Source organism: Niallia circulans, from assembly GCF_003726095.1.
Taxonomy (GTDB): domain Bacteria; phylum Bacillota; class Bacilli; order Bacillales; family Cytobacillaceae; genus Niallia; species Niallia circulans_A.
The window spans coordinates 4,226,563-4,247,334 of record NZ_CP026031.1 but is presented as its reverse complement, the minus strand read 5'-3'; the positions used below and the strand labels follow the sequence as shown (position 1 = coordinate 4,247,334).

At 35.6% G+C, this 20,772-nt stretch carries 16 protein-coding genes, 1 pseudogene and 2 other annotated features; of the genes and pseudogenes, 7 read left to right on the top strand and 10 right to left on the bottom strand.

Annotated features, from left to right (window positions below; all coding sequences use genetic code 11):
• Positions 1–33: 33 nt before the first annotated feature.
• Positions 34–254: a binding site (T-box leader), on the bottom strand.
• A 141-nt stretch (positions 255–395) separates the two neighbouring features.
• Positions 396–2,291: a squalene--hopene cyclase gene (gene shc / locus C2I06_RS20415; protein ID WP_123258750.1), complete on the top strand. Its 1,896-nt coding sequence runs from the start codon at positions 396–398 to the stop codon at positions 2,289–2,291.
• A gap of 60 nt (positions 2,292–2,351) precedes the next feature.
• On the opposite strand, the gene C2I06_RS20410 is transcribed toward shc, so the two are convergent.
• A complete protein-coding gene (locus tag C2I06_RS20410) occupies positions 2,352–2,780 on the bottom strand; it encodes a DUF2871 domain-containing protein (RefSeq protein ID WP_047944678.1) in 429 nt (142 codons plus the stop codon).
• A gap of 186 nt (positions 2,781–2,966) precedes the next feature.
• Positions 2,967–3,220: a binding site (T-box leader), on the top strand.
• A 77-nt stretch (positions 3,221–3,297) separates the two neighbouring features.
• Here C2I06_RS20410 and ileS point away from each other — a divergent pair.
• Both ileS and C2I06_RS20400 read left to right on the top strand, forming a co-directional pair.
• The gene (gene ileS / locus C2I06_RS20405) at positions 3,298–6,390 is read left to right on the top strand and encodes an isoleucine--tRNA ligase (RefSeq protein ID WP_123258749.1); all 3,093 of its coding nucleotides are present in this window, start codon (positions 3,298–3,300) and stop codon (positions 6,388–6,390) included.
• A 148-nt stretch (positions 6,391–6,538) separates the two neighbouring features.
• Complete coding sequence (locus C2I06_RS20400; protein WP_123258748.1) at positions 6,539–7,717, top strand: DHH family phosphoesterase; 1,179 nt, start codon at positions 6,539–6,541, stop codon at positions 7,715–7,717.
• 213 nt (positions 7,718–7,930) lie between these two features.
• Here the strand turns inward: C2I06_RS20400 and C2I06_RS20395 are convergent, their stop codons facing one another.
• The 5 genes from C2I06_RS20395 to C2I06_RS20375 all read right to left on the bottom strand — a co-directional run bounded on the left by C2I06_RS20395 (position 7,931) and on the right by C2I06_RS20375 (position 12,756).
• Positions 7,931–8,779, bottom strand: coding sequence for a P-loop NTPase family protein (locus tag C2I06_RS20395; protein WP_095331220.1), 849 nt, complete (start codon positions 8,777–8,779; stop codon positions 7,931–7,933).
• Between the two features lie 170 nt (positions 8,780–8,949).
• The gene (locus C2I06_RS20390) at positions 8,950–9,747 is read right to left on the bottom strand and encodes a phosphotransferase (protein ID WP_095331222.1); all 798 of its coding nucleotides are present in this window, start codon (positions 9,745–9,747) and stop codon (positions 8,950–8,952) included.
• Between the two features lie 378 nt (positions 9,748–10,125).
• On the bottom strand, positions 10,126–10,905 hold the full coding sequence (locus C2I06_RS20385) for an SDR family oxidoreductase (protein ID WP_123258747.1): 780 nt from the start codon (positions 10,903–10,905) through the stop codon (positions 10,126–10,128).
• A 410-nt stretch (positions 10,906–11,315) separates the two neighbouring features.
• A complete protein-coding gene (locus C2I06_RS20380; protein WP_095331226.1) occupies positions 11,316–11,693 on the bottom strand; it encodes a hypothetical protein in 378 nt (125 codons plus the stop codon).
• 742 nt (positions 11,694–12,435) lie between these two features.
• Positions 12,436–12,756 carry a putative quinol monooxygenase gene (locus C2I06_RS20375; RefSeq protein ID WP_095258713.1) on the bottom strand — a complete coding sequence of 107 codons (321 nt, stop codon included), beginning with the start codon at positions 12,754–12,756 and terminating at the stop codon, positions 12,436–12,438.
• A 327-nt stretch (positions 12,757–13,083) separates the two neighbouring features.
• Between C2I06_RS20375 and C2I06_RS25880 the strand changes: the two are divergent.
• The 3 genes and pseudogenes from C2I06_RS25880 to emrC form a co-directional block, all read left to right on the top strand.
• A pseudogene (locus C2I06_RS25880) lies at positions 13,084–13,209 on the top strand (hypothetical protein); the annotation flags it as partial.
• Positions 13,210–13,275: 66 nt separating this feature from the next.
• The gene (locus tag C2I06_RS20370; RefSeq protein ID WP_249928245.1) at positions 13,276–13,656 is read left to right on the top strand and encodes a hypothetical protein; all 381 of its coding nucleotides are present in this window, start codon (positions 13,276–13,278) and stop codon (positions 13,654–13,656) included.
• Complete coding sequence (emrC, locus tag C2I06_RS20365; protein ID WP_095331230.1) at positions 13,657–14,040, top strand: multidrug efflux transporter outer membrane subunit EmrC; 384 nt, start codon at positions 13,657–13,659, stop codon at positions 14,038–14,040. It begins immediately after the preceding gene.
• Positions 14,041–14,293: 253 nt separating this feature from the next.
• Here emrC and C2I06_RS20360 read toward each other — a convergent pair whose 3' ends face one another.
• Complete coding sequence (locus tag C2I06_RS20360; RefSeq protein ID WP_095331231.1) at positions 14,294–15,499, bottom strand: MFS transporter; 1,206 nt, start codon at positions 15,497–15,499, stop codon at positions 14,294–14,296.
• Between the two features lie 211 nt (positions 15,500–15,710).
• Here C2I06_RS20360 and C2I06_RS20355 point away from each other — a divergent pair, with 211 nt between their 5' ends.
• Complete coding sequence (locus C2I06_RS20355; RefSeq protein ID WP_123258745.1) at positions 15,711–16,289, top strand: TetR/AcrR family transcriptional regulator; 579 nt, start codon at positions 15,711–15,713, stop codon at positions 16,287–16,289.
• 606 nt (positions 16,290–16,895) lie between these two features.
• Here the strand turns inward: C2I06_RS20355 and C2I06_RS20350 are convergent.
• From C2I06_RS20350 to C2I06_RS20340, 3 genes are all read right to left on the bottom strand, one after another.
• Positions 16,896–17,888, bottom strand: coding sequence for a zinc-dependent alcohol dehydrogenase family protein (locus tag C2I06_RS20350; RefSeq protein WP_123258744.1), 993 nt, complete (start codon positions 17,886–17,888; stop codon positions 16,896–16,898).
• Between the two features lie 236 nt (positions 17,889–18,124).
• A complete protein-coding gene (locus C2I06_RS20345) occupies positions 18,125–18,556 on the bottom strand; it encodes a VOC family protein (RefSeq protein ID WP_123259192.1) in 432 nt (143 codons plus the stop codon).
• A 122-nt stretch (positions 18,557–18,678) separates the two neighbouring features.
• Positions 18,679–20,736, bottom strand: a complete 2,058-nt coding sequence (locus C2I06_RS20340; RefSeq protein WP_123258743.1) for a PAS domain S-box protein — start codon at positions 20,734–20,736, stop codon at positions 18,679–18,681.
• Positions 20,737–20,772: the final 36 nt, after the last annotated feature.

Here is a 20,772-nt window from a genome sequence, read left to right as displayed (position 1 = left end):
TTTAGAAAAAAAACAACAAAAAACCGCCCCTATAAAAGGGACGGATTATCCGCGGTACCACCCAAATTGTTCTTTAAAAAAAACCACTTGTATCATAACGGTGATGGCCGGTTACCCCTACTAATTGTTTATACAATGTTCAAAGTAACACTCACAGATGTCTTCACCAAAGGCTTTTACACAATCTTTTCAGCTGCCGACTGCTCTCTTTTGAAAAAGTTACTTAGGCTACTCCTTCTGCTCAACATGTTCGCTCCATTAAATTATGTTTTATTATAGTCCTCTATCTTTTCAATTTCAACCACTAAAAAAAGAAAATATAAATATTTCTGAATATGATTTTCCTTTTGATGCATAAAGTTTACTAATACGATCTTAAAGTTGAGGTGACTTTATTGAATACAATTATCGAAATAGTTGAAAAAGAGCAACATAGACGGATAAAGAAACTTGTTGAACATCAACAGCGAGATGGATCTTTTCGATTCCGTTTTCAAGGCAGCTTAATGACAGATGCTTTTTATATCATTACGATTAGAGCTTTAAATATCGAAACCGAAGAAGAAAACATCCGTCTTTTGACTAAAACACTGCGTACAACCCAGGAGAAAGAAGGGTATTGGAAGGCATATCGGGATGAGCCAAATGGTCATTTATCAGCAACCATTATTGCATATACTGCCCTTCTATACTCTGGCCATTATACGAAAGACGATAAGCAGATGAAGAAGGCAAGATCATTTATTATAAAAAATGGCGGTTTAGCGAAAGCTCATTTTATGATAAAATGGATGCTTTCCGTCAATGGTTTATACCCATGGTCCCATATGATATACATTCCGATGACATTTTTATTGATGCCAACGTTTCAGCCTATTAACTTCTACCAATTCAGTGCCTATGCCCGGATTCACTTCATTCCTATGTTAATAGCATCCAATAAAAAATTTACCCTTCAGCCAAAAGCAAAGCTAGATGATTTATTTGTAAGAGATATGGCTCTTTATCCCTCTTACGAATACCTAGAAAATGAGCGGTCACCCCTTACCTTCCTGTGGAAAGAAATGAAAAGAATCGGCAAATTCCCAGCCTATCTTCACCATTTAGGGTTTCAATATGGTGAAAAATATATGCTGGATCGACTTGAAGAAGATGGAACGCTTTACAGTTATGCCAGTGCCACTTTCTTTATGATCTATGCCCTGCTTGCCCTTGGCTATAAGAAAGACTCACCTGTTATTAACAAAGCAGTTTCTGGTCTCTCCTCTCTTATTGATAAAAGAGGGGAAATCAGCCACCTAGAAAATTCTACCAGCACCGTTTGGGATACAGGGTTAATTAGCTATACATTACAACAAGCGGGCATGTCTTCAGAATCTATTCCGTTAAAAAAAGCAACGAAATATCTTCTAACAAAACAACATACAAAAAAAGGTGATTGGCAGGTTCATAATCCTCGTGCAGAACCCGGCGGATGGGGATTTTCTGACATCAACACTAATAATCCAGATAATGATGATACCTCAGCTGTTCTACGTGCCTTAACCGCCGCTACTGCAAAAAATCCAACTGTTCATCAAGCTTGGCTAAAGGGCACAAACTATTTGCTGTCCATGCAAAACAGAGATGGCGGGTGGGGCGCCTTTGAAAAAAATACGGATTGGGAAATACTCAAACTCGTTCCTATTGAAAACGCCAAAGATGCAGCAGTAGATCCATCTACCGCTGACTTAACAGGAAGAGTTCTAGAATACTTAGGTAATTTTGCACATCTGCGTTATACACATCCTCATATAAAACTGGCTGTAGACTGGTTAATCGATAATCAAGTGAAAAATGGCTCTTGGTATGGCAGATGGGGGGTCTGTTATATTTACGGTACATGGGCTGCCCTTACAGGTTTAACAGCTGTTGGTATGTCTTTAAATCATCCAACAATCAAAAAGGCAGTCACTTGGCTGAAGAGAATTCAACATTCAAATGGCGGATGGGGAGAATCCTGTCAAAGCTGTGAAAAACTAACGTATGTGCCGCTACCGTTTAGCACGGAATCACAAACAGCTTGGGCTGTCGATGCTTTAATCGCAGCAGGAGAAGGAGCAAGCAGTGAAGTAAAAAGGGGCATACAATATTTATTAGAAGAAAAAAGGGAGAACCATGCCATTACTTATCCAACAGGAATCGGCTTACCTACTCAATTCTATATTTACTATCATAGTTATAATCATATTTTTCCATTACTTGCGCTATCCCATTATAGAAATGACATCCTAAACAAGCCGGCAAATTAAATTAATCTAGCGTTTTTCCGAAGCTGCTGCTCTCAATAAGCTTCGAAAAAACGCTCTTGTCTACTTCGTCCGAATATTTTCGTGGTGGTTTTTTTTCAACAAAAGAAAAAACAGCACTAATCCGATGGTAACGGCAATATGACCTAGGCCCGCGATTCCCGAAATAGCAGAATCTAACCCACTTGATAAATCAAACTCAAGCACTTGCAGCGTTCCTCTAATAATCATTAGCGTAATAGTAGAAAGCACTCCAATATTGTAAAAATAAAAGAATACATCAAAGTTTTTGAGTGTATGGATTTTCATTGTATAACAGAATAGATAGACGATTAACATAATCATCATTCCTAAAGCAAACGAATGAGTATGCACCACGGAGAGCTGGGTCTCACCTGTAAAATCTCTCATTTTCGTAAATTCTCTATAGTAAACACCACTAACCAATCCTAAAATCGCATAAAAAAAAGCTATATTTAATACTTTCTTCATGTCTCTACTCCCTTTCAAACCTATTCAATCACTACCTATCATTCTAACAAAATCCCAGTCTCGATACTATGACAGTTTTGTGGCTGTATTTCTCCCACTATGTTTTATTTTTTTATCTTAAATTAGGTTACCGTCTCTTGAGTTTCCCATTTAAAAGTGCTATCCTATACAAAACATTCCAATTCATAGAAATCGATGAAGAGAAAAAGTACGTTTTGTATTCCTTTTAGCGAGCTGGGTATGGTGGAAGCCAGTAAGGAAAGCAAACCGGAAAAATCATCTCTGAGATGCAAGGCAGAACCCGAGCAGTTAGTAAGTCTTGACGGATTTCCACCGTTAAAGGGAACACGTATGATAGTACGTTGACTAAGCGCTGTTTGCTTTTGCCAAGCAGAATTTGGGTGGTAACGCGGGTTATAAATAATACACTCGTCCCTACATAGGGACGGGTGTTTTTTATTTCCGGAAAATATCTTTCTATACTGGAATGTTTACTGATTAATATGGAGGGATATGGATGGAAACACCAAAAGAAACAGACAGAGGCCGCGAAGAAAGAATTCTCGCTTTTTGGGAAGAAAAGCAAATTTTTCAAAAATCAATTGAACAGCGCGAAAATAAAGAACCCTTTGTATTTTATGAAGGACCGCCAACAGCCAATGGACTTCCACATGTCGGGCATGCGTTAGGTAGAACGATCAAGGATATCATCGCCAGATTTCAAACAATGAACGGCAAACAAGTCATTCGCAAAGCGGGCTGGGATACGCACGGGCTACCAGTGGAATTAGGCGTAGAAAGGGCACTCGGTATTTCCGGAAAACAAGAAATCGAAGAGTATGGCGTGATTCCTTTTATTGAACAATGTAAAGCTAGCGTATTCTCCTATGAACAACAATGGCGCACATTTACAAAAGAACTAGGCTATTGGGTTGATATGGATGATCCTTATATGACCATGAGTAATGATTATATTGAATCTGTTTGGAATATCCTTGGTTCCATTCATGAGAAGGGCTGGCTGTATAAAGGGCATCGTGTTTCTCCATATTGCCCTAGCTGTCAGACCTCCTTAAGCTCACATGAGGTGGCTCAAGGTTATAAAGATGTAAAAGATTTAAGTGCTACCGTCAAATTCAAGCTTGCTTCAAAGGAGAATGAATATGTACTAGGCTGGACAACAACTCCGTGGACATTACCAGCAAATGTTGCATTAGCAGTTCATAAAGACCTGGACTATGTAAAGGTTAAAATGGAGGACGATGTATTTATCATCGCTAAAAATAGATTACAGGCAGTATTTGGTACAGAGGGAGAAGTGATCGAACAATTAAAAGGGGAAGACTTACTCGGACTTTCCTATATAGCACCATTTTCTTACGTGCAAGTGGAGAAAGGTCATACTATTCATCATGGTGATTTCGTCACAAGTGACAGTGGAACTGGAATTGTCCATATTGCCCCAGCTTATGGCGAAGATGATTATCATCTTGTGCAAGCGAACGACCTTTCTTTTGTCCATGTGGTGGATGAAAGAGGAAGATATAAAGAAGCCATTACCCCTTTAGCAGGCACCTTTGTAAAAGATGGAAAAACGGATGTCGAGATAATCAAAATGCTTCATCAAAAGGGACTGTTATTCCATAAAGAAAAATATGAACATTCTTACCCTCATTGCTGGCGCTGTGACACACCCCTTTTGTATTACGCAACAGAAAGCTGGTTTATCAAAACAACCGCAGCAAAGGAAATGCTGATCGCGAAAAATCAAGAGGTAAACTGGTATCCTGAGCATATAAAAGATGGCCGTTTTGGAAATTTCCTTGAGGGATTAGTCGATTGGAATATAAGCCGAAACCGCTATTGGGGAACTCCACTAAACGTATGGCAATGTACTTGCTGCCAAACAGAAATAGCTCCTAAAAGCATAGCACAGCTAAAAAAATATACGAAGATTCCTTTTGATCATTTAGAATTGCACAAACCGTATGTAGATGAACTAATCTTAACTTGCCCCTCATGCAGTGGGGAAATGCATCGAACACCAGAAGTGATCGACGTATGGTTTGATAGTGGCTCCATGCCATTTGCCCAATATCATACACCTTTTGAGAATAACGGCATATTTCAACAGCAATTCCCTGCAGATGTAGTTGTGGAAGGAATCGATCAAACAAGAGGATGGTTTTATTCGCTGTTAGCTGTTTCCGTCCTTTATTCCGGCAAAGCACCATATAAAAATGTGGTAGCAACAGGGCATGTACTAGATGAACAAGGACAAAAAATGTCTAAAAGCAAAGGCAATGCATTAGACCCTGTTGAGCTTATCCAAACATATGGCGCAGATGCACTACGGTGGGCGCTTGTGGCAGACAGTGCTCCATGGAATCAAAAGAGATTCTCAGAAAAAAATGTCCAAGAGGCAAAATCAAAAATTATTGATACATTTTTAAGTTTATTTCATTTCTATTCCATATACGCTGAAATAGATCATTTTGATCCGAATTTACCAAGAGCTAATAACCTCCCAATTATGGATCGCTGGATTCTTTCTCGCTTAGAAACGACTTCGATGATTGTCCAAACGGAGATGGAACAATATCAATTAACCAATGCCGCCAGAAAAATCGCTGCATTAATGGATGATATAAGTAATTGGTATATTCGCAGAAATCGCGAGCGATTTTGGAGTAGGGGAATGTCAGATGACAAACTTTCTGCTTTTCAAACCTTATATAGTGTGTTAATTCATTCATCACAGTTGTTAGCTTCCTTTATTCCCTTTACATCTGAAAGTATTCATCTTGCCTTAACAGGGAAAAGCGTTCATTTAACTAACTTTCCTTCCAAAAACTCTGAAAGGGTGAATAAGCAATTAGAAGAACAAATGGAGAAAGTAAAAGAAGTGGTTGAGCTTGGAAGAAATCTTCGTCATCGGTTTCAAATAAAAACCAAACAACCTTTGGCTACATTATTGATTTTCTCGAACAATAGTAACCAGAATACTGATTTTTTACAGTTTGAATCTATCATAAAAGAAGAACTAAATGTGAAAAGGATTAACTGGATAGATTCACAAGAAGATTATGTTCAATATTCTTTAAAGCTTGATTTTAAAAAGGCAGGGCCAAAACTAGGAAAAAGTGTTAAATTTATAAAAGATAAATTACAAGCTGCAACAGAAGAAGAGATAAATTTATTTAGAAATAAAGGATATTTAACTTTCCAACTAGAAAGTAAAGAATGTATTACCTTAACAGGGGAAGAAATACTTCTCCAAAGAAAGACAAATCTACCGGGATATCATGAGGCCTCCTCTAAGAATTTCACCGTAATGCTTGATACAACCATATCAGAAGCATTAAAAAAGGAGGGGAACATTAGAGAACTCATTCGTTCCGTCCAAGATTTGCGGAAAGAAAAGAACTTGCCAGTCGATAAGAAAATTGATTTATATATCGACTGTTCAATCACTTTCCAACACACGATTATGGAATATCATTCTCTTATTCATAAAGGAGTTATTCTCCAGGAGCTTCTTTTCGAAAGAATAACAGAAATGAAAGAACTTCAAATAGACGGCGAAAAAGTATCCATTGGATTGAAATAACCATTCAAAAAGGCTGTCTCACATATGGTGCACAACCTATCTGAGACACCTTTTTTCTTTGTAAGGATGTGTTTTTCAAAAAGAAATTAGCCGTAATCGGTTCTATTTTTTTCATATTAGATTATACTATTGGGCAGGGGTGAAAAAAATGTACAAACTATTATCGCATAATGACCTAGATGGAGTTGGCTGCGGCATTATTGCAAAACTCGCATTCGGAGAAGACGTAGAGGTGCGTTATAATTCCGTATCTTTTCTCAACCAAGAAGTAGAAAAGTTCTTAGATCAAAAAACGGAAGACACTTTTCTCTTTATTACCGATCTTTCTGTCAATGAAGAAAATACGATTCGATTAGATGACTATTATAAAAAAGGTGGCAAGGTACAACTGATCGACCATCATAAAACAGCTCTTCATTTAAATGATTTTGAATGGGGATTTGTGTCTGTTCAAGATGAGGATGGAACCTTGACTAGTGCCACGTCTTTATTATATGAATACCTTGTAAAACATGAATACATGACTCCCTCTCCAGCAATATCAGAATTCGTGGAGTTGGTAAGACAATATGATACATGGGATTGGGAAAGAAACAATAATTTAGAAGCACAACGTTTAAATGCACTTTTCTATCTTATTTCATTTGATGAATTTGTGGAAAAAATGGTTACACGATTAAAGGAAAGTGATCATTTCTACTTTGATGAGCTAGAAACACAGATTCTAGATATGGAAGAAAAGAAAATTGACCGTTACATCCGTCGGAAACGTCGTGAACTTGTCCAAAAGGAAATAGACGGTTTGTATGCAGGCGTTGTCTATGCAGAGCAATACCATTCTGAATTGGGGAATGAGCTTGGCAAGGAATATCCTCATTTAGATTACATAGCAATTGTTAATATTGGTGGAAAAAAACTTGGATTCCGCACAATTCATGATCATGTAGATGTATCAAAAGTGGCGGGCGTATACGGCGGGGGAGGTCATGTAAAGGCATCCGGCTGCAACTTAACCGATAAAGCATACCAAAATTATTGCTTAGAAACCTTTGCGTTAGAGCCTTTAAGAGAAGACCCGAAAAAGAATGAATACAATAAAAAAGACTCTCCGCTTGGGACTTTATTTGAAAACAAACAAGATGAGGTATTCTTCCTTTATCAAGTGAGCAAAAACCAGTGGGCAATTAACCATAAAAAAACAAAGCTTTCACAAACCTTCTCTACCTTCCTACAAGGAGAAATCTTCCTGCGCCGAAATTATGGCGTATGGCTTGCAAGAGATGATAAATACATTCGCTACGTAATGGACTTTGTTAAACATAAATAATATTGCCAAAAAACCATTTTGAATAAAGATTGTTCAAAATGGTTTTTCTATTAATAACTTTGTTAGATTTTTTATAATAAAGTTTGATTATTCCTAGACTTCTTATTCAACTAACAGCCTCCGTTACTTTAAGTACATTTCTTCACAATCTGTTACTTGATGTGTACATAAAAGCGAGGCCTTAAAAAGGCATCGCACAAGTTAGGTAAATAGCTAATTCATAATTTGTAATGTTAATTTATCTTTTAAACTTGACCTATATGAGCCGATTTCGTATTTAGTATTATTCATTTTTACTTTTTTCATTTTTAACATTTCAAATATTTCTAACTCTATATTTCTTCTAGCTTCAAGAACTTTCATTGCTCCCTCTATACCAGAAAGCTTATGTTCTTTACCATGGCCTTGGTTAGTGTAATAATTAATAATTCCTGTAGACCAATCAGATGTTCTTTCTTTTAATGCTTTCTTAAATGAAAATTCAAGGTTATCTTGTTCTATATATATTAAGATTGGATTTAAAGCCTCTATAATTTTAGCAAGTCTCATTACGTAGTTTATGACTTTTTCTTTTTGAACTCCAAATTTCACCATTCCGATAGTAAGTGGATTTTGTATAAAACAACATTCAAAGATATAAACTTTATTGTCTTTTTTCGCAATTTTTGCAAAATCAGTCCATTTTTCAGTAATTAATTCCACGTTTTTATCAAACGGTAATTCATATAGATCATTCTTAAACACCATGTTTAACAATTCATCAGAGAACTCTTGGCCATGTTCATTTTTTATTTTTCGATATGGTAATAAATAATTTTCTCCCTTCTTCATTACTTTATCTTTGAATATCTTTTCTAAATTTCCACTTTTCTTTAAAATTAAATCGAATTCCTTCCTAGTAAAACAAGATACACCATCATAGTCAGCAGGATGGTCTAAATTTCCTTCAAGGAACAACTCAACTTCTATATTTTTTTCAGTTAGAATATCGTAAAGTAAATTTGCAGTAGTAGATTTACCAAATCCAATTAGTCCTTCTACAATTAATAACTTTGTATTCATAAATAAGTACACCTTTCTATTCAAAATTTAAAAGGTTTTTATATAAAACAAATAGAAATTAACTGTCCACTGCACTCACCTCTATATTTTATACCATTTTAATTCAGGAATGCTGACCTAATAGAATTGCAACTTCAACCCCTTAACTTAAGATTTATTCTTTTGGCACTTTAAACCCACTCTTTTCCATGCTCATGAATAAATTGAAGTTCCTTTTGATAGTGCTCAAGTTGGCCTTCATCCAGCATCTTTTGAAAAGCAACCTCTCCTTCTCCTGCTCTTTTAATCATATATTTACATAATCCTTCAACTCGTAGAATTACCATTTCTAAAAAGTCTTTTTCTAAATTTTCAACATCATAGCATTCAAAAAACAATTTAACTCTTTGTTTAATACGATTAGCATCTTTAACTGGATTATAATGTACAGCCTCACCCTTCTCGGTATGCCAAAGTCTGCTTAAAGGAACACATGTGTAAAGAGTATAAGCTATATCCCAAAGTCTTGGACCAGGAGCTGCAACATCAAAATCAATGATACCCACTGGTTTTTCACCCTTAAAAATAATGTTGTATACAGCAAAGTCATTATGGCATACAACTTCTATACTGTCGGGAGTATTATCCATTGGTTCCCATTCATTTAATAAAGAGAAATCACTTACAGCATCATGATAAAGACGGAGCATATTCGCTATTTCTTTTAATACATTATCGGACCACATATATTTTTTCAGAGGATAATTACCTGCTTCCCCCTCAATATACGTTAATATCTCTCTATTCTTCTCATCAATTCCTAAGAACCTTGGTGCATAACCAAAACCTTTGTTTTCAAGATGCTTCAATAACTTATGAATTTTTTCACTACCTGGCTTTATATCTCGTCGAACTGTATTTCCAGAGCGATATACGTCTGAAATATTCCCACCCGTTAGCACTTCTTCCTTTTCGTACTCATTTGTCATAATAATCCCCCCACAAATATAGGGATTTCAATCATTGTGTCAATAGAGATGTATTTTTACCCATAATAAAAACAGATATACAAAGGTATCTGTCTAGGTAATGGGAATTTAATTGTCCACACCATATGAATCCCTTGAATGATTACTGATAGACAAATAAACCTACCTATCCTTACTTAATAGGAAAGAATCGCATTTGTCTTTATCCAATTAACTAATCATTTCAAAGTTTTCCACATGAATAATATAGATTCCCCTTTCTTTACATCTCTAATGTAAATTTTACCAAATAAACAACCGAAAAGAAAGGGTTTTCAAATTTTGATTATTTATTCCAATAAAGAGATTGCTTAATAGAAGCAATCTCTTCTCGAATAATTATTTACCTAAAAATCCGCCTTCACACCGTATGGTTTGGCCAGTTAACCAATAAGAATCATCACTAGCTATAAATGTTATCACTTTTGCTACGTCTTCGGGTTTTCCAAGACGACCAGTTGGAAACTGGGCTAATAAATAGTCCTTTATATCTTCATTTATCCAACCTGAATCAGTTGGCCCTGGATTAATGGAATTCACCGTAATTCCAATAGGCGCAAGTGCTACGGATAATGGTTCAGTTATCGCAATAATCATTCCTTTTGTAGCAATATATGCCAAATTATTAGGATCAGGTCCACCAGAAACAAGATTTATAATTCGGCCATCTTTTTTAGTTCTAAATACTTTTTCATATTTTTTAGCAAACTCAACTGATAACATCAAGGTACCGCTATTATTTACTTTATAATGTTTATCCAACATTTTTGTATTCAATTCACGAAAATTTGATGGAGATTCATAGGTTGCATTATTAACTAAAATACAAGCTGTTCCAAGAGTTTCTTCAACTGCTTCTAACAGTTTTGTTGGAGATTCATCTAAGCTCAATTCTAATGATATATGTTCTGATCTTACCCCAAAACTTTTTATCTTTTCACTTAACATGGTCGGGAAACCGACTTCTATTCCATTTCCCTCTTTCTCATCAAATTTAGACCAATGCGTAAAGAATATATCCGCACCTGCTTTTGCAAGAGAGAGACAAATGGCTGCTCCGATACCCGTTGATCGACTTGCTCCAGTTACTATAGCTACCTTTCCATTTAAAGGCTTCATGTTTATCCTCCTTTTAATGAGGACGCACTTAAAGAGATGAGTATTCAGTTATATAGCACGTCCTAATACTTTTAAAAAATGACACACTTCTCCCATTTGGGGAATAAGGATTTTAAATTTTTAAAAAGTCATAGGATAGTTGCCATCATAATTCTCCTTTTATCATCTCTAATAAGATAATGACATTCTGTATCGCATTTAGGAATCTTTTTTAAACTAACCTGCACCTATAGCGACACAATAAAAGGGCTTCCCTTTTATTTAAGGAAACCCCTTTTACTTAAAGTACATTTTTTTACAATATACTCCATCACTTTTATCAAACTATGTTGCTGCATAATTTACTCCCAAATATAGAATAAAGGTCCAATTTATATACTTGAATCGCACCCGTTTGTGGTTTAAAAAAATCAAATATTGATTTCTCTTTTTGATTTAGTTATTAAGGTTACAGCAACACTACCTATACTAACTAAAGCTCCTAAAATTGCAATAACACTTACCACAATATTATTAGAGGTAAAGAATCCGATTGGTATAATTACTAAAAATGAAATAAATACAAATGCTTGATACACAGCCGATATCACTCTCGCAACAAGATTACTAAATAGCGATAATATCAAAGGTGGTAAAAAAAGTATTATGATGATTCCAATAGATATCCACAAAACTATTGGTTCATCATATGAAATAGTATTAGGACCTGTTGGATGTTTTGCAACTAGTAAAACTGTCCCAACGGCTATTATTAAAGTTAAAACAACCATAAAAAATCTTTTAAACATAAACAATTCTCCTTAAAAATATTTGAAATACTCGATTTAGTAATTCTAAGTTCATTGAAGGTTTCTTGGTGTATTTCCTTATTTAATCTGAATAAATATTCACTCCCATGGACATCAACTGTAAATTTAATTTATAGGTAAATATTAACAATGTTTATTTGTTTTTTCTACACCCCTGAGGTCTTAAATTGACCTCAGTCTTCGGTCCTACATAAAGAATATCCCCTATTAAATATTCCTCATTTTTCAAGGAATTGTGTTTTTAATGAAATAACTAAAAATAACATCCACTACTTAATTCTTTTTCAACTAACCTCCCTCTATAAACAAACACTAATAGAAGGAGATTTCTCTAAAAAGCTAATAATTTTTTTAATAATACCGAATATATTTTTAAAAAAGTTAAAAATAATATTAAAAGCTAGGAGCAAAGAATACAAAGGAGTCCTTCAAAACACTTATAAATCTTTACTCCGAATTACAAAAAGGGTGTGCCGTTTGGCACACCCTTTTTGTAATTATTACCTTGGACAGGTTACGATATGAAAATTTATAAAGGTTAACAGATAAATCGGAAGCAGACGGTAATATCTTTACTATAAATAGTAAAACAGACAGAGTATTTGCTCCTTATCAGAAATCTTTTATTAATATTATTCTTCTTTCGCTTATTAAACAAACCTGCCCCTATAGCATCATAAGAAAAAGGCTTCCCTTTTATTTAAGGAAAGCCCCCGTTTGTTTAATAAGAAATCGATGAAATGCCCTTTCCACCTTTTGTTTTTAGGGTACTGATTCTATCCATCCCAGTAATGATTGGTTTTGCTTGCCTTATTAATGTTTGAGTGGCTTCAAGAGTTAGAGAGGCTTGATGGGCATTTTCATTACTCCAAACCTCATAAACATAAACAGAGTTTGGTTCACTCTCAGATATATTTACAAGATATATCTCACAATCATCAAGATTTTTCATTGATTCTGCTGCTTCCAGCAAAATATTTACCATTGTGTCTCGTTCGCCTTCTCGTACCATAAATTTACCAAACAAACTGAATTTGTCCATTTTGTACCTCCTTAATTTTTGACCATTTATTTATTTCTGCATTACACCATTGTTATCCTATTATTTCCATAAATAAATATTTATAAAGCTTCTTTATCTATCCTGTCCCGTTTGTCTAATATGAACTTAAACAAAAAAGCTGCCAAAATGACAGGCTTGATATTCGTTAAAGCACCCGATTGTTGAAGATTATTATTTTCTTCTTGAACGAAGGCGCCCTATACTTTATTGAATTCTTTCACAAACTGCCTTCTTATTACGCAAAATATAATAATTTAATCTATTGAATACTGTACCGTCTGGACGGTATAATTGTCATAACGAGTAATCAAGGAGGATTTTATATGTCCATTTCAAATTCTGAAGATAAAAAAAAAAATTATACTAAATGCTGCTGCTGATATTGTTAAAGAAGAAGGTGTCGCAAAATTAACATTAGAAGCTGTTGCAAAAAAAGCTGGGCTTAGCAAAGGTGGCTTACTTTATCACTATTCAAGTAAGGAAGCATTAATTATAGGGATGGTACAAGACTGGACCTACCGTTACTTTAAAAGCATAGAAACAATAGTTGAAAATAATACTAAAAGTGGAGTTGGTAATTGGACTAGTGCTTACATCAAAGCCTCATTTTCTGACTTAAATCTTGATAAACGTCTTTCTTCTGCTCTTCTAGCTGCAATGTTTACTAATCCAAGTTTACTAGAAGAGTACAAAAAGGAATATGACATCTTACTTGGTAAACTGATGAATGATGGTGTAGACCCTATTAATGTTACAATAATCCGTTTAGCAATAGATGGAATGTGGTTTTCGGAAATATTTGGGTTAGGCTCACTAGACACGAATCTTAAAAATAATTTTATTAATAAATTAAATAATATGATAAAGGAGGAAGAGTAAATGTCTTACTTATACTTAATGCTTGCTATAGTAGGAGAACTTATTGGAACCTCTATGCTCAAAGCGTCTGAAGGATTTTCGAAACTCTACCCTACAATTGGTGTAATAATTGCTTTTATAGGCTCATTTTTCTTTTTATCAATGGCAATGAAGACTATTCCACTTAATACTACCTATGCTCTTTGGTCTGGAATAGGTATAGTTGCTACTACACTTATTTCGGTTATAATTTGGAAAGAGAAAATTAATGTTGCCAGTGTTGCTGGAATTACATTAATTCTTATAGGAGTTGTAGTCTTGAATCTATTTGGGCCAGGACATGGTGAAGCAAGTAATCATGAGGCAAATGAATCCTCAATTGTTCTAAGTAATAAAACTGAATAAATAAAAGTCTAAGTAAAAGAGTGCTTTCTTATTTGGAAAAGCACTCTTTCCTTATTAAGCTAAATGCCCCTTTTCTTCCATAAGCGATGTTTCACTTAATACAGGAATGCTGCCCCATTAGTACCATAAGAAAAGCCGCATGGTGTTGGCAGTTGAACTTGAATATAAGCAGAGGAAAGTTGAAATAATCACCTTCTCTATGCTTGCAATGTGCTCTCCCCTTTGGAAGTTTTACTGCTCATCTGCAAGGATTTCAACGTCCTTTGCAGGTGCTTCTTTTTTCAGTAAGAAAGTAAAGTAAGGCTAAAAGAGGCATAACAACTCCAATTATAGATGTAAAACTCCAACCGCCATGGGCATAAGACCAACCGCCCAAAGAAGAGCCAATTGCACCGCCTATGAAGAATATAGACATGAAAAGCCCGTTAAGTCGCCCTCTTGCTTCACTCCCCAATGAATAAATCTCCCGCTGTCCAAGTACAAGATTTCCCGATACGGCCGCATCCAGCATAATAGCGGCAAGAATGAGCAATATGAGAGCTGTTGTTGAGTTGCCTTGAAAAATATATGACAGCAAAAACGACAAGGTGGCAATAAGCATTGCCAATCCGGTCAAAAAACGGGTCCAACCTTTATCCGCAAGTCTTCCAGCTATAGGTGCTGCTATCGCGCCTCCCATACCTACCAATGCAAACAAAGCGATGCCTTGCTGGGACATTCCGAAATCATCCACCAATCGTAAAGGAACCACAGTCCAAAATAGGCTAAAAGCTCCAAATAAACAAGCTTGATAAAAACCCCGGCGGCGTAATATAGGCGTTTGTTTTAAGAGGGTGCCTAAAGAGATAATTAATTTACCGTAGTTTATCGTAGGTGAAGGTCTACGCTCAGGGAGAATACGTGACAACAGAACCGTCAATAGAGCGATAACAATTGCCGATAAAGCAAATACTGTTTGCCAGCCCCAAATGCTGGTTATAAAGCTTGCCAGCGGCCTAGCAAACATTATCCCAAGTAAGAGTCCACTCATCACGTTTCCAACCACGCGACCGCGCTGTTCTTCAGACGCTAAATTGGCGGCATAGGGAACTAGTATTTGGGCTACCACAGATCCCAGTCCAATAAACAGGGACGCAATCAGGAAAGATAGCGCATTACGGGCGAAAGTTGCCGCAAGCAATGCACATACCACAACCATTAGTGATACTGCCACGAGACGTCGATTTTCAAAAATGTCACTAAGCGGTACGATAAACAGCAGCCCTACAACATAACCGATTTGTGTTAAGGTAACAATTAATCCTGTTGCTGCCGAAGAAAGACCTATAGAGACACTGATAGGTCCTACCAGAGTTTGCGCATAATAAAGATTAGCAACGATAAGACCACATGCAGATGCTATCAGAAACATAATCCAACTTGAAATGCGTTTATCCTCGATAATTTGATTCGTTTTCATTGTAATTCTCCCCCATTTTCATTTTTTATTTGTGTGGCAGGGCAAATAATATTCAGTACTGCCATCGCAAATTAAATAATGAACGTATAGTTTATAAATTCATATCCCAATAATATACTGAACGTATAGTTTTGTAAATACCCATTTTTCTTTTTGTTAAATATTTAGTATACTAAACGTATAGTTTTTATTGTAAAAGGGGAGGATTCGAATGAATGCCAAAAGAGGACGTCCACGTAATGTTGAAACGCAAAAGTCTATCCTTTCTGCTTCATATGATTTATTGTTGGAAAATGGCCTTGGAACAGTCACTGTAGAGAAAATTGCAGAGCGAGCAGGGGTGAGTAAAGCCACCATATATAAATGGTGGACCAACAAAGCAGACGTTGTTATGGACGGCTTTCTAGCTGCGGCGGCGGCAAGACTGCCTGTTCCCGACACAGGTTCAGTATTTAATGACATACTTATCCATGCCACTAGTTTAGCTCGGTTTTTGACCAGTCGGGAAGGTAAAATCATTAAGGAGCTGATTGGTGAAGGGCAAATGGATTCAGGATTGGCGGAGGCATATCGGACCAGATACTTCCATCCTCGCCGGCTTGAGGCTAAGAAACTTTTGGAACGGGGGATTCAGCGAGGAGAATTGAGGGAAAATCTCGATCTCGATTTAAGTATTGACCTCATTTACGGACCAATTTTCTATAGATTGCTAGTTATAGGTGAAAATTTGGATGATGCTTATGTTGAAAATTTAGTGAAATATTCCTTTACAGGAATTAATTCAATTTGAATAGATACTCTAATCTTGCACATTTGGGCTTTTTATTTTGGAATTTCCTTAACCTTGTAAATTCACTTTATGCTGGTGGTACTCCATGCCATGCATCAAGTTAAGGCAAATCATTAGCCCCAAAACGAAAAAAACGCTATTCTTTCTGTAATATCGTGGAAAGGATGGTGTTTTTTTATGTGCAGCGAGATTTTAGATGAACTTACTTGCCTTTCTTTAAAAGAATAGACTTTGCTTTGCAGAAACGCTCTATTCTTCACATTCATTAATGTTTAGCTTGATGGGCATGTGGTGGTACCTCAAAAAGAAAATGCCACCAAAGGGCGAAGCCAGATGAGCTATAGTTTATCTTATTGGTTAGCTTCATTACCTTTTTTATCCTGATTACTAAAAACATTAATGAGTTTGTAGAAAAGATATATTCCAATTGTAAATGGAGGTGAATTACAGAAGGCAAAAAAACAAATTGTGTTAAATAAGTGGTTGTTTTTCCAATCAGACATTGAAACCACCCTAAAAATCAGCATTTCTCAAGTCACTATAATTTACAATAAATGAGGATGATATTCTTCAACTTAAGCCCCCGTTAGTAGAACAAGAATAAACTTAGTAGCTTGTTAAAAACACTTTCCCTTTAGTCTCTTTAGAAGATTCAACAACATCAATAGCCGTTTTTATATTCAGCAAGTCATACCTAGAATCTACCATCATCAAACGTAATTTCTGCTCATCTATTAGCCTTATCAAATGACTAAAGGTTTCTTGCCATTTATTTACGGGGACATTTTTATTCCAATTCCGTAAATGAAACATATTAGCATTAACTTTGGCTTTATTTACAATATCCGCCCAGTTTACTTGTATCCCTGATAAAAGACCGATGGTTAAAAAATTGCCATTAGGACGCACACAAAAAGCCAAATCGTTTCCAGGTGAACCTCCTACAGAGTCAATAGCAGCATCCGCACCAATTCCATTTGTTAATTCCATAACTGTTTCGTAGAGTGAAACATTAGAGGTGTCTATTACATAGGAAGCACCAAGATGAAGTAAGTCTTCTTTATATTTATCATTTCTAGTGACTGCAATTAATCGAAAACCTAATATCTTCGATAATTGAGCAAAGATGTGACCAATCGAAGAACCACCTGCATTAACCAATAAAACATCATTTGCTTTTAGTTTCAAGACTTCATTACAAGTCACCCACGCTGTAATTGGATTGATATACATCTGCGACGCCGTAAAGTCATCAATAGAATCCGGTATAGAAACTGCAAGTTCTGATGGTGTCTTAACAAATTCTTGCCAAGTTCCTTCCCCACGTAAAGGTAAAACACGTTTACCAATGAAATTGTGTGAAACCAAAGAACCAACATCTTCTACTATTCCAACTCCTTCATAACCAGGAATATTTGGTAAAGAAATCCGATGAGAATATGACCCTCTAATCGGTATTAAGTCGGAAGGATTTATTGGACGTGCTAACATTCGAACAAGGATTTCATTATCTTTTGGTGGTTCTATGTTTTTATATTCAACTGTTAACACATCTTTTGGGTTACCGAATTCGTAGAATCTAATACATTTTGCATCCAAAACTTTAAATCTCCTTAAGATAAATCAGATTTATTTATTATATCATCTTGAACTAAACTGCCCGTTTCTTCCATAACTATAATAAACCAGTTAACATAATCAAATAATTATAGATTCTCTTAATTACCTACATTTACTGAAAAAACTCTATCCTAATTTACCTTTAAATATTAAATGTCTTTTAATCAAACTTTGCTTTAAATAATCAGTCTTTATTTTAAAACGCCATTTCCTTTTTAAAAATCAATCATTACTCCTCTTTCATCAAATACAGAATCAGGATTCCAAGCAACTTCCCAGAGATTGTTTTCAGGATCGGCAAAATAAGCTGTTCTTCCGCCCCAAAAGGCATCGCTTGCTTCTCTTATAATCATTCCGCCTGCCTCTTTGACTTTTTCCATTACTGCGTCTACATCCTCAGGGGTATTTACATTAATAGCAAAGGTAACCCCTCGATAACCCTCCATGGGATTTTGCAGTTCTACTCCTGCGTCCTTCGCTAATTCCTCTAACGGAAACAATGTTAGCAAAACACCAGCTGTCTTAAAAATAGCATATTGATCAGAGCTTGATTCCTTTTCCAGCCAGCCAATCCGCTGGTAAAACCTTCGCAATTCTGGTAACCGTAATGCTCCTAATGTAAGCAATGAAACTCTTTGTGGTACCATTTCTAACCCCTCCACATATTATTTTCTCCTCTTCATTCGATTTTCCTTTAGAAAAACCCTCTTATATTGATTTTTTTTGTCATAAAAAAAGAAAAATAGAAGAACTGCTAGCTCAGCAATCTCTATTTTCCTTCCTCTATCTCAAAACACACGGAGAATTTTGTACCACTCTCACTTGTATGCACTTTTATTCTTGCCATATGACGCTCAGCAATTCGATAACAAACAGCCAGTCCTAGCCCTGTCCCATTATCCTTTGTTGTAAAGAAGGGGGTTCCTAGCTTTTTTAATATTTCTTCATCGATTCCATTGCCGCTATCAATAATTTCCAACACAATATACTTTCCTTTACAGAATGTTTTTATCGTGAGAATTCCGTCTGGCTCCATAGCCTCTAAACCGTTTAGAGCAAGGTTTAATAAAAGCTGCCTTATCTCTTTCTCATCCAAAAATAGTTCTGGACATTCCTCTAATTGAAGGTTCACCTTCTTACCTGTCAATAAAGCTTCTGCATTAATTAAAGGAAAAATAATTTCAATAATTCTATTTAACGAATATAATCGTTTATCGCTCGTCTTATTTTTAGCTAATGTTAGAAATTCTTTGATGATTTTATTCGCTCGATCTAACTCGTCAATCATGAGTTCCATATGCTCTAGTGATAGGTTAGAGGGATTTGATTTTCCAATTTGTAGGAATCCATGAACGGTTGTCATCGGATTACGAATTTCATGGGCAATTCCAGCTGCCATTTCGCCAACTAGATTTAATTGATCAAGTCTAGCCATTTCTTTTTCAAATGCTAATCGTTCTGTTATGTCATTTAATACAATTAACACACAATTCTTCTTTTCGATCGTTATAATTTCAGTGGATAGTAATCCTTGTTTCTGCTCTCCATTTTTCAGCATGAAATTGACTCTTTGATTTTTAAAAGGAGTGAGCCATTCTTCTTCCTGGAAACTCTCTTCTATTCCATTAATTTCTTTCGCTATTTCCCATTGATAACTATCATCCTTCAATTCCTCGATTGTATAACCCGTGCTTGTTACCCAGTTATTATTTACAGCAATAAAACTAGGATTTTGTAATGTGCGGATTGCCATCATACATGGACTCGCCTCAAATATTTGTCGAAAGCGTCCTTCTGAAAGCATTAAATCATCTGTTACCTTAGATTTTTCTTCTCTTTCCCTATGTAGTTGATGATTCATGGATAATAACTCCAGCGTTCTTTCTTCAACAGCATGCTCTAAGCGATCAAGTTGCTGCTTTCTTAATAATTCCACTTCTTTTCTTTCAGAAATATCACGAATCGTACAAACAAATAACTGATAATCCTCTACCATTGCATCTCCAATGTAAATATCCACTGGAAATACAGTATGATTCTTCCGCTTCGCCTTCGCTTCTATCATTCTTCCGACTAACTTAGGAACCATCATCTCAAATGTAATAGGTGTTTCTCCAGATATTTCTGACTCAGCAGAATGTAAGAGTACTTCAATCGAAGCTCCTATAAGCTCTCCTTCTACATAGCCAAACATTCTTTTCACACTTGGGTTGACACTAATTATTATTCCTTCTTCGTCAAAGGTAACAATTGTGTCTTGTAACGCCTTCTGTAACACCGAAGAGAAGACGGCATTTTTGGTTAAATCCATTTTCGTTATTCTTAATTCCTTATTCATTTTCTCCAATTCTGACGTTGTTTGCCAATTCATTTCGTGGAGGCTTGTCGTATGACTTTCAAAAATTTGCACAAACTGGGCCACTTTACTTCTTAGTGCATCTGGATTAAATGGTTTAACAATATAATCAATCGCCCCTGCTTGATAGCCTTGTGTAATATGATGAATATCTTGACTGATGGCAGTAATAAAAATAATGGGAATATGTCGTGATTTTTTTCGTTCTTTTATTAATTTTGCTGTTTCAAACCCATTTAAGCCTGGCATTTGAACATCGAGTAGAATTACGGCAAAGTCATATTTCAAAATGCATTTTAAAGCTTCTTCACCGGATTTAGCAAAAACCAAATGATACCGAGGAGAATTTAATACTGCTTCTAAGGCCATCAGATTTTCTTGTAAATCATCTACCATTAAAATATAGATTGGTTCTGATACGGAAGAAGATAGATTTTTCTTTTGTTCTATAGATTGAGCTGAATACTGCATAAATTTATAAAGCCTCCTATCTATTAACAAGCCATT

Bases quoted from the DNA above. Each gene is read 5' to 3' on its own strand.
- C2I06_RS20360 (WP_095331231.1), bottom strand. From the start codon at position 15,499: ATGAAAACGAATCAAATTATCGAGGATAAACGCATTTCAAGTTGGATT.
- C2I06_RS20410 (WP_047944678.1), bottom strand. From the start codon at position 2,780: ATGAAGAAAGTATTAAATATAGCTTTTTTTTATGCGATTTTAGGATTG.
- C2I06_RS20370 (WP_249928245.1), top strand. From the start codon at position 13,276: ATGGTACAAGACTGGACCTACCGTTACTTTAAAAGCATAGAAACAATA.
- C2I06_RS20340 (WP_123258743.1), bottom strand. From the start codon at position 20,736: ATGCAGTATTCAGCTCAATCTATAGAACAAAAGAAAAATCTATCTTCT.
- C2I06_RS20390 (WP_095331222.1), bottom strand. From the start codon at position 9,747: ATGACAAATGAGTACGAAAAGGAAGAAGTGCTAACGGGTGGGAATATT.
- C2I06_RS20345 (WP_123259192.1), bottom strand. From the start codon at position 18,556: ATGGTACCACAAAGAGTTTCATTGCTTACATTAGGAGCATTACGGTTA.
- C2I06_RS20400 (WP_123258748.1), top strand. From the start codon at position 6,539: ATGTACAAACTATTATCGCATAATGACCTAGATGGAGTTGGCTGCGGC.
- ileS (WP_123258749.1), top strand. From the start codon at position 3,298: ATGGAAACACCAAAAGAAACAGACAGAGGCCGCGAAGAAAGAATTCTC.
- emrC (WP_095331230.1), top strand. From the start codon at position 13,657: ATGTCTTACTTATACTTAATGCTTGCTATAGTAGGAGAACTTATTGGA.
- C2I06_RS20395 (WP_095331220.1), bottom strand. From the start codon at position 8,779: ATGAATACAAAGTTATTAATTGTAGAAGGACTAATTGGATTTGGTAAA.
- C2I06_RS20385 (WP_123258747.1), bottom strand. From the start codon at position 10,905: ATGAAGCCTTTAAATGGAAAGGTAGCTATAGTAACTGGAGCAAGTCGA.
- C2I06_RS20375 (WP_095258713.1), bottom strand. From the start codon at position 12,756: ATGGACAAATTCAGTTTGTTTGGTAAATTTATGGTACGAGAAGGCGAA.
- C2I06_RS20355 (WP_123258745.1), top strand. From the start codon at position 15,711: ATGAATGCCAAAAGAGGACGTCCACGTAATGTTGAAACGCAAAAGTCT.
- C2I06_RS20380 (WP_095331226.1), bottom strand. From the start codon at position 11,693: ATGTTTAAAAGATTTTTTATGGTTGTTTTAACTTTAATAATAGCCGTT.